The 7,546-nt window shown below is 70.6% G+C and carries 8 protein-coding genes; 7 read left to right on the top strand and 1 reads right to left on the bottom strand.

Going from position 1 to position 7,546, the window contains the following annotated elements; all coding sequences use genetic code 11:
• The 7 genes from A9O63_RS17345 to A9O63_RS17315 form a co-directional block, all read left to right on the top strand.
• Nucleotides 1-186: NADH-quinone oxidoreductase subunit J (locus tag A9O63_RS17345; RefSeq protein WP_268874949.1), on the top strand; the 186-nt coding region annotated here is incomplete at its 5' end.
• Entirely contained in the window at nt 183-491 is a 309-nt protein-coding gene (locus A9O63_RS17340; protein ID WP_069333047.1) for an NADH-quinone oxidoreductase subunit NuoK, read from the top strand. The genes A9O63_RS17345 and A9O63_RS17340, both read left to right, overlap by 4 nt.
• Nucleotide 492: 1 nt before the next feature.
• On the top strand, nt 493-2,595 hold the full coding sequence (locus A9O63_RS17335) for an NADH-quinone oxidoreductase subunit 5 family protein (protein ID WP_069333046.1): 2,103 nt from the start codon (nt 493-495) through the stop codon (nt 2,593-2,595).
• Complete coding sequence (locus A9O63_RS17330) at nt 2,586-4,034, top strand: complex I subunit 4 family protein (protein WP_069333045.1); 1,449 nt, start codon at nt 2,586-2,588, stop codon at nt 4,032-4,034. The genes A9O63_RS17335 and A9O63_RS17330 overlap by 10 nt, the downstream gene beginning before the upstream one ends.
• Nucleotides 4,034-5,377, top strand: coding sequence for a proton-conducting transporter transmembrane domain-containing protein (locus A9O63_RS17325; protein WP_069333044.1), 1,344 nt, complete (start codon nt 4,034-4,036; stop codon nt 5,375-5,377). The genes A9O63_RS17330 and A9O63_RS17325 overlap by 1 nt, the downstream gene beginning before the upstream one ends.
• A gap of 67 nt (nt 5,378-5,444) precedes the next feature.
• Entirely contained in the window at nt 5,445-6,896 is a 1,452-nt protein-coding gene (locus tag A9O63_RS17320) for a phospholipase D-like domain-containing protein (RefSeq protein ID WP_069333043.1), read from the top strand.
• On the top strand, nt 6,893-7,237 hold the full coding sequence (locus A9O63_RS17315; protein ID WP_069333042.1) for a DUF4112 domain-containing protein: 345 nt from the start codon (nt 6,893-6,895) through the stop codon (nt 7,235-7,237). The genes A9O63_RS17320 and A9O63_RS17315 overlap by 4 nt, the downstream gene beginning before the upstream one ends.
• Nucleotides 7,238-7,262: 25 nt before the next feature.
• Here A9O63_RS17315 and A9O63_RS17310 read toward each other — a convergent pair.
• Nucleotides 7,263-7,546: c-type cytochrome (locus A9O63_RS17310; protein WP_141703109.1), on the bottom strand; the 284-nt coding region annotated here is incomplete at its 5' end.

Here is a 7,546-nt window from a genome sequence, read left to right as displayed (position 1 = left end):
GCGGCCCCGCTGGTGCTGGGGCTTCTGGCCCGCGCCTCTGCGCCGGAGGCCGCTCCGGCCACGGGCGCGGGGCTCGGCGCCATCCTCTTCGGCCCCTGGGCGCTGGCCGTCGAAGTGGCCTCGGGGCTCCTTCTGGCCGCGCTCATGGGCGCGCGCCATCTCGGGCGGCGGAGGGAGGAGCCATGAGCGCCACCACCCTCGTCCTGCTCCTCGCGCTCGCGGGCGGGATCTTCGCCACCGGCTTCTTCGGCCTTCTCGCCCGGCGGGCGATCCTGTTCCAGCTCATCTCGCTCGAGATGATGCTGGCGGGCCCTGCCCTCGCCTTCCTCGCCGGCGGCGCCTTCCATGGCAGCCAGCAGGGACAGGCGATGTTCATCCTGATCCTCATCCTCGCCGCCGCCGAGGTGGCGCTGGGACTTGCGCTCTATCTGGCGCTGCGCCGGGGCGCGGATGTCGAGGACAGCGACACGATCGCGGGGCTGAAGCACTGACATGCTGAGCCCCTATCTCCTCCTCCTGCTCGTGCCCGCGCCGCCGCTCGCGGTGTTCCTGATCCTCGGGCTCGACCCGTTCTTCCTGCGCCGCAAGGCGGTGCAGGGGCTGGCGCTTCTGGGGGGCATCGCGCCCTTCTTCGCCATGCTGCCGCTGCTGGGCCTCTGTCTCGGGACCGAGTGCCGGGGCGTCATGCCGATCTTCACGCTGGTCTTCGGCCAGTCCGAGGTGGCGCTGGCGCTGCTGCTCGATCCGATGAGCACGCTCGTGGGCCTCACGGTCGCGGCGGTGGGCGCCATGGTGATGACCTATGCCATCGACTACATGTCGGATGCGCGCATCGCCGACCTGCGCCGCTTCTTCGCGCTGATGAACCTGTTCCTCGCCGCCATGCTCACCATGGTGCTGGCGGGCGACACGATCACCTTCTTCTTCGGTTGGGAGCTGATGGGGCTCTGCTCCTTCTTCCTCATCGCCTACAACACGGGCCTGCCGCAGGCGGTGGCCGCGGGGCGCAAGGCCTTCATCATCACCCGCTTCGCCGATGCCTTCCTGCTCGCGGGACTTCTGCTGCTGTTCCTCGAGGCCAATTCGGTGCGGCTCGACGTGCTGATCCCCGCAGGCACGATCATGACCGAGGACCGGCATGTGGTGATCGCGCTCCTGCTGCTCGCGGGGGCGCTCGGCAAGTCGGCGCAGGTGCCGTTCCACACCTGGCTCCCCTCGGCCATGGCGGGGCCCACGCCCGTCTCGGCGCTGCTCCACTCGGCCACGATGGTGGCGGCGGGCGCCTTCATGCTGGCGCGCTTCTCGCCCATCGTCATGTCCGAGCCCGCGGTGCAGGCCATCGCCGCCATCTTCGGCGTGGGCACCGCGGCCTTCGGCGCGCTTTCGGCGATCTTCCAGGCCGACGTGAAGCGGCTTCTGGCCTATTCCTCGATCAGCCAGATCGGCTTCATGGTGCTGGCCGTGGGCCTCGGCGCCCCGCAGGTGGCCATCGCCCATTTCGTCGTCCATGCGATGTTCAAGTCGCTCCTGTTCCTCGCCGCGGGCGACATCACCCACGGCTCGGATCTGGGCACCAGCATGATGGCGATGCGCGGCGCGCTGCGCAGGCGGCCCATCGCCTTCGTGACCTATGTGGCGGGCGCCTCGTCTCTGGCGGGCCTGCCCTTCGTGACCGCAGGCTGGTGGTCGAAGGAGGCGATCCTCGCCACCGCCTGGAGCGGCGGCGCCTTCGGCATCCTCGTCTGGGTCGTGGCGCTTCTCACCGCGACCTGCACCGCCATCTATGCCTTCCGCCCGGTGTTCGAGGCGCTCCAGCCCGAGCCCGAGCATCTGAGCCGGGCCCGCCGCGGCCATGCCGTGGCCCTCGACCTGCATTACCGCAAGCGCTGGGGTAGCGCCTTCATCGGCCTGCCGCTCGTGATGCTGGCCTCGGGCTCGCTTCTGGGCGGCGTGCTGGTCGGGCCGATCATCCGCTTCCTCGGCGCGGAGCCGCCGCATCCCTCGCACCTGCCCGAGCTGGTCGCGGCCTTCGCGCCCTTCGTGGGCATCGCGACGGCGGCGGCGCTGACCTTCGTGCCCTCCCTCGCCGCGGCAGTGGCGGGGGCGCGCGACATGCGGCGGCCCACGCGGCTCGACCGCAAGTTCCAGCGCTGGGTGATCGAGCCCTATGTCCGGCTCGTCCGCTTCCTTGCGGGCAACCGGATGGGCGCGCGGGCCGAGGCCGAGCTCGAGCTGCGCCATGTGCAGATCGTGCGCTGGCTGAGCCGCGGCGCACGGATGGACGGGATCTATCAGGCGCTCTTCGTGCGCCCCTTCGTGAACACCGTCCGCTGGCTGACCGGCCACCGCGGCGGCACCGTCGATCCGGTGGGCACGCTGCCCGTCACCCTCGCCCAGAGGGGAATGCAGGCGCTGGTCACCCGGCTCGCGCATGACCGGTTCGACCGGTTCTGGATGCGCTCGGCCAACCGTCTGGTGCGGCTCTGGGTGCTGGCCTCGGCCCTTCAGACGGGGCGGAGCCGCGATTATGCGCTCGGTGCGGCCCTGGGAACGGCCGCTCTTCTCGTGATTGCATGGGGTACGACATGGAACTGACCGCGCTCATCCTGCTGCCGTTCTTCGGCGGGATCGCCGCGCTCTTCGCCGGGCGCTGGGGACGGGACGCCGAGCGCTGGGTGGCGATCCTGGCTCTGGGCCTTGCGCTCCTGATCCTGATCTCGAGCTTCTTCTCGACCGGCGACGGGCGCTGGATCGCGCTCGAGCGCTACGATTGGGCGCCCTCGCTGGGGGTTCAGGTGATCCTCGCCATGGACGGGCTCTCGGGGGCGCTTCTCGTGGTGTCGCTGGCGCTGGGGATCGTCTCGGTCGTCGTCTCCTGGAAGATCACCGAATATCCGGGCCTTCTGAATGCGGCGCTGCTCTGGACGGTGGCGGCCTCGAACGGGGTGTTCCTCTCGTTCGACCTTCTCGTCTTCGCCTTCTTCTGGGAGCTGATGCTGGTTCCGGCCTTCCTGCTGATCTCGGTCTGGGGCCATGGCGACCGCGAAGCGGCGGCGCTGAAGTTCCTCGTCTTCAACGCGGTGGCGGGGCTCGGGCTCCTGGCCGCGGTCTTCTATCTCGGGGCCACGGGCGACAGGGTCACGTTCGACGCCTTCGAGGTGGCCGAGCGCCAGATCCCGCACGGGGTGCAGGTCCTGCTGCTCCTGGGCTTCGCCGGCGCCTTCCTCGTGAAGCTGCCCGTGCCGCCGCTCCATGCCTGGCTGCCCGACGCGCATACCCAGGCGCCCACGGCGGGCTCGATCCTGCTCGCGGGGCTTCTGCTGAAGACCGGGGCCTACGGGCTCTTCCGCTTCCCGCCGATGCTCTTTCCCGAAGGCTTCGCCACGCTCGCGCCCTTCGGGCTGGCGCTCGGCGCCTTCGGCTCGATCTATGGCGCGCTTCTGGCCTGCGGGCAGACCGACGCCAAGCGGCTGGTGGCCTATACGTCCGTCGCGCACATGAGCATCGTGCTCATGGGGATCTGCGGCGGGGTCTATTTCTCGCTCATGGGGGCGGGCGTCGAGATGGTGGCGCACGCCTTCTCGGCCTCGGCGCTGTTCCTGCTGATCGGCGCGCTCTATGACCGGACCGGCACGCGCGACCTGCGCGAGCTGGGCGGGCTGCAGCAGAACGCCCCCCGCTTTGCCGCGGCCTTCGCGGTCTTCTTCTCGGCGGCGCTCGCCATGCCGGGGACGGCGAACTTCCTCGGCGAGGCGCTGGTCATCACCGGCATGTTCCAGGTGAACTGGATCTTCGCCTCGATCACGCTCATCTCGCTGGTGGTGTCGGTCGTCTATGCCACGCGGCTCTTCAAGCGGGTGGTGTTCGGCAAGTCGCGCCGGACCGAGGCGCTCGAGGATCTGACATTGCGCGAGATGGGGCCGATCGTGCTGCTTGCCGTGGCCACGCTCCTCTTCGGGATGCTGCCGCAGATGCTGATGGGGGCGCTCGAGGGCGCGGTCGAGGCGGCCCTCACGCCGGTGACGGTCCCCTGATGCCGAGCTTTCCTGCCCTTGTGCCCGTGATCCTGCTCGGCGTCGGCGCGGTGGCGGCGATGCTCGCCGCCCCCCGCCTGCCCGGCCTCTCGCGCTGGATCGCGGGAACGGCGCTCGTCTGCGCGAGCGTCGCACTCGCCCTGCGGCTCGGTGCACCCGCAAGCCTCTCGGAGCTGCTGGCCGACGACCGGCTGGCGCGGCTCGCGGGGCTCGGCATCTGCCTCGCGGGCCTGGGCAGCCTTGCCTTCCTGCGTCCGGCAGGTCCCTCGAAGGAGGGGCCGGCGCTTCTCCTCCTCGCCACGCTCGGCGGCACGGTACTCGCGGGCGCCATCCATGCGGCGAGCCTCTTCCTCGGGCTCGAGCTCATCACGCTGGCCCTTGTCGCGCTCTTCGTCCTGCCGCTCGACCGGCCCGCGCTCGAAGCGGGCTACAAGTTCCTGATCCTCGGCGCGGCGGCGGCCGCAACGCTGCTGATGGGGCTCGCCCTCGCCCATGCCGCGACGGGATCGCTCGCGCTCGCAGCCCTCGGCGGCGAGGGCGTGCTTCTGGCGCTGGCCGCCGCACTCCTCCTTGCAGGGCTCGCCTTCAAGTTCGCCCTCGTGCCCTTCCACATGTGGACGCCGGACGCCTTCACCGGCGCGCCCGGCGCTGCGGCGGCCTTCGCGGGCGCCGCCTCGAAGATCGCGGTGGTGGTGGCGCTGATCCGGCTCGATGCGGTGGGCCTGCCCGAGGTCTGGGCGCTCGGCCTCGCGGCCTTCGGCGGTGCCTCGATGCTCCTCGGCAACATCGCGGCCCTCCGGCAGGACAGCCTGGCGCGGATGCTCGGCTATTCCTCGGTGGCCCATGCGGGCTACATCGCGGCGGCGCTGGGGGCGGGCGCGGCGTCGGCTCCGGCGGCCGCGGGCTTCTACATCCTCGCCTATGCGCCCGCGCTGCTGGCCGCGCTCTGTGTGGCGACCCTCCTCGGGCGCGAGACGCGCATCGGCGATCTGCGCGGCCTCGTCTGGTCCCGGCCGCTCGCCGGGGCCGCACTGGCGGTGGCGCTCGTCTCGCTGGCGGGCCTGCCGGTCTCGGCGGGATTCTTCGGCAAATATGCGATCTTCTCGGCTCTCATCGAGGCCCGGGCCTGGCTCCTCCTCGGGCTTGCGCTTCTGGGGTCGGCCCTCGGGGCCTACTACTACCTGCGCTTCGTGGCGCTGATCTTCCGCCGTGTGGAGGCTCCGGCCCATGCCCCGCTCCGCTGGACCGACGGGCTGCTTCTCGCGCTCGCCACCGGCGTGACCCTCCTCCTCGGGGTGAGGCCCGATCTGCTTCTCGATCTCGTGCGGACGGCGCTCGGCTGACAAGGCCGGCAGGAACCGCGGGTGGACCATAGTCATTGGGGCGGCAAGCGTCAGGGGAGCCCGCACCATGAGCCCACACCGGCCGATCCTCCGGTCCGAAGACACCTGTTGGCGCCTCGCGCGCGCCGACCGTCTGGCTGTCATCATCGATGCCGCCGACTATTTTGCCCGCGTGAAGCAGGCCATCCTCGAGGCGCGCCATTCGGTGCTGCTCGTGGCCTGGGATTTCGATGCGCGGATCCGCCTCGACCCGCGCGGACCCCGCGGCAAGAGCCCGGACCGGCTGGGCCGCTTTCTCAACTGGGTGGTCCGCCACCGGCCCGAACTCGAGATCCGGGTGCTGAAATGGGATCTCGGCACCGTGAAGGCGCTGGGACGCGGCTCGACCCCGCTCTTCGTGCTGGACTGGCTGACGGACGAGCGGATGAAGCTGCGCCTCGACAGCGCCCACCCGCTGGCTTCGGTGCATCATCAGAAGATCGTGGTGATCGACGATGTGCTGGCCTTCTGCGGCGGCATCGACATGACCGCCGACCGCTGGGACACGCGCGACCATCTCGACGACGACCCGCACCGGCGCCGGCCCACCACGCGGCGGGCCTATGGCCCGTGGCACGATGTGACGACCGCGGTGAACGGGCCTGCCGCGGCGGCCCTGGGCCAGATCACGCGCGACCGCTGGGAGCAGGCCACCGGCGAGCGGCTCGAGCCGCCACCCGCCTGCGAGACGCGCTGGCTCAAGGGGCTCGAGCCCCTCTTCGAGGGGGTGGAGATCGGCATCTCGCGCACCCTGCCCGAATATGGCGAGCGTCAGGGCGTCCACGAGATCGAGAAGCTCTATCTCGAGATCATCGCCCGGGCCGAGCGCTCGATCTATATCGAAAGCCAGTATTTCGCCTCGCGCCGGATCGCGGATGCCATCGCCGCGCGGCTGCGCGAGCCCGAGGGGCCCGAGATCGTGGTGGTCAATCCCCTGACGGCGAGCGGCTGGCTGGAGGAGACGGTGATGGGGGCCGCCCGCGCCAAGCTGCTGAAAGAGATCGCCGAGGCCGACCGTTACGACCGGTTCCGCATCTACCATCCGGTGACGCTGAAGGGGCAGCCGATCTATGTCCATGCCAAGGTGCTGGTGATGGACGAACATCTGCTGAAGGTCGGCTCTTCGAACCTCAACAACCGCTCGATGGGGTTCGACACGGAATGCGACCTCTCGGTCGAGGCAGGCCCCGACGAGAGCGGCCTGCAGGAGCGGATCACGCTCCTGCGCGACGACCTGATCTCGGAGCATCTGGGCGTGCCGCTTCCCACCTTTCAGGACGTGCTGAGAGCCAAGGGTTCGCTGATCGCGGCCATCGAATCCCTGCGGGGACCGGGACGGTCGCTGCGGCCGCTCGAGCCGCAGGATCTGGGCCCGATCGGCGAGAACGTGATCGCCGACAATGACCTGCTCGACCCCGAGCGCGTGTCCCACTTCTGGGGCAGGCGCCGCGGCTGGGCCGGCCTTGGACGCGCGACATGACCCCCGCCGAGTGGCAACGCGAGCTCGAGCGGCTCGACCGTCTGGCACGGCTCCTCGATGCGCGCTTCCGGCTCTTCGGCATCCGCTTCGGCTGGGACGGGATTGCGAGCATCGTGCCGGGCCTTGGCGACGCGGTGACGGCGCTGCCTGCGGCTTGGCTGATCTGGCGTGCGCACAAGCTGGGCCTTCCCGGATCGGTCATCCTGCGGATGGCGGCCAACTGCGGGATCGACTTTGTGGGGGGCAGCGTGCCGCTCCTCGGCACGCTCTTCGATGTGGCCTTCAAGTCGAACCTGCGAAACATGGCCCTGCTCCGCCGGCATCTGGAGGAGACGCGCTGAGGCTGCCCGCGGCGCAGAGGCCCGTTCAGGGCGCGTCCGGCGGAAGCGAGGCGTAATAGGCCGCAAGGGCCACGATCTCCGCATCGCTCAGAAGCTTTGCCGCCTCCGTCATCAGCGGGGCCCGCGGCCCGCCGCCGCGCACCCCGTCGCGCCAGAGGCGGAGCTGCACTTCGAGATAGGCGCGGTACTGCCCCGCGAGCGCCGGCGTGTCGGGGCGCCCCCCTAGGGCATCGGGGCCATGGCAGGACTGGCAGGCCGGCACGTCCCGAAGCCCGGCTCGGGCCGTTGCCAGAGCCCGTCCCCGCGCCA

The sequence above is a fragment of the Cereibacter johrii genome (genome assembly GCF_001720585.1).
Taxonomy (GTDB): Bacteria; Pseudomonadota; Alphaproteobacteria; order Rhodobacterales; family Rhodobacteraceae; genus Cereibacter_A; species Cereibacter_A johrii.
Note: the sequence above shows the minus strand (reverse complement) of the source record. Positions and strands in the feature narration are given on the sequence as shown.

Excerpts from the sequence above, each read along its gene's own strand:
- A9O63_RS17315 (WP_069333042.1), top strand. The coding sequence starts at position 6,893 with ATGACCCCCGCCGAGTGGCAACGCGAGCTCGAGCGGCTCGACCGTCTG.
- A9O63_RS17340 (WP_069333047.1), top strand. The coding sequence starts at position 183 with ATGAGCGCCACCACCCTCGTCCTGCTCCTCGCGCTCGCGGGCGGGATC.
- A9O63_RS17330 (WP_069333045.1), top strand. The coding sequence starts at position 2,586 with ATGGAACTGACCGCGCTCATCCTGCTGCCGTTCTTCGGCGGGATCGCC.
- A9O63_RS17335 (WP_069333046.1), top strand. The coding sequence starts at position 493 with ATGCTGAGCCCCTATCTCCTCCTCCTGCTCGTGCCCGCGCCGCCGCTC.
- A9O63_RS17325 (WP_069333044.1), top strand. The coding sequence starts at position 4,034 with ATGCCGAGCTTTCCTGCCCTTGTGCCCGTGATCCTGCTCGGCGTCGGC.
- A9O63_RS17320 (WP_069333043.1), top strand. The coding sequence starts at position 5,445 with ATGAGCCCACACCGGCCGATCCTCCGGTCCGAAGACACCTGTTGGCGC.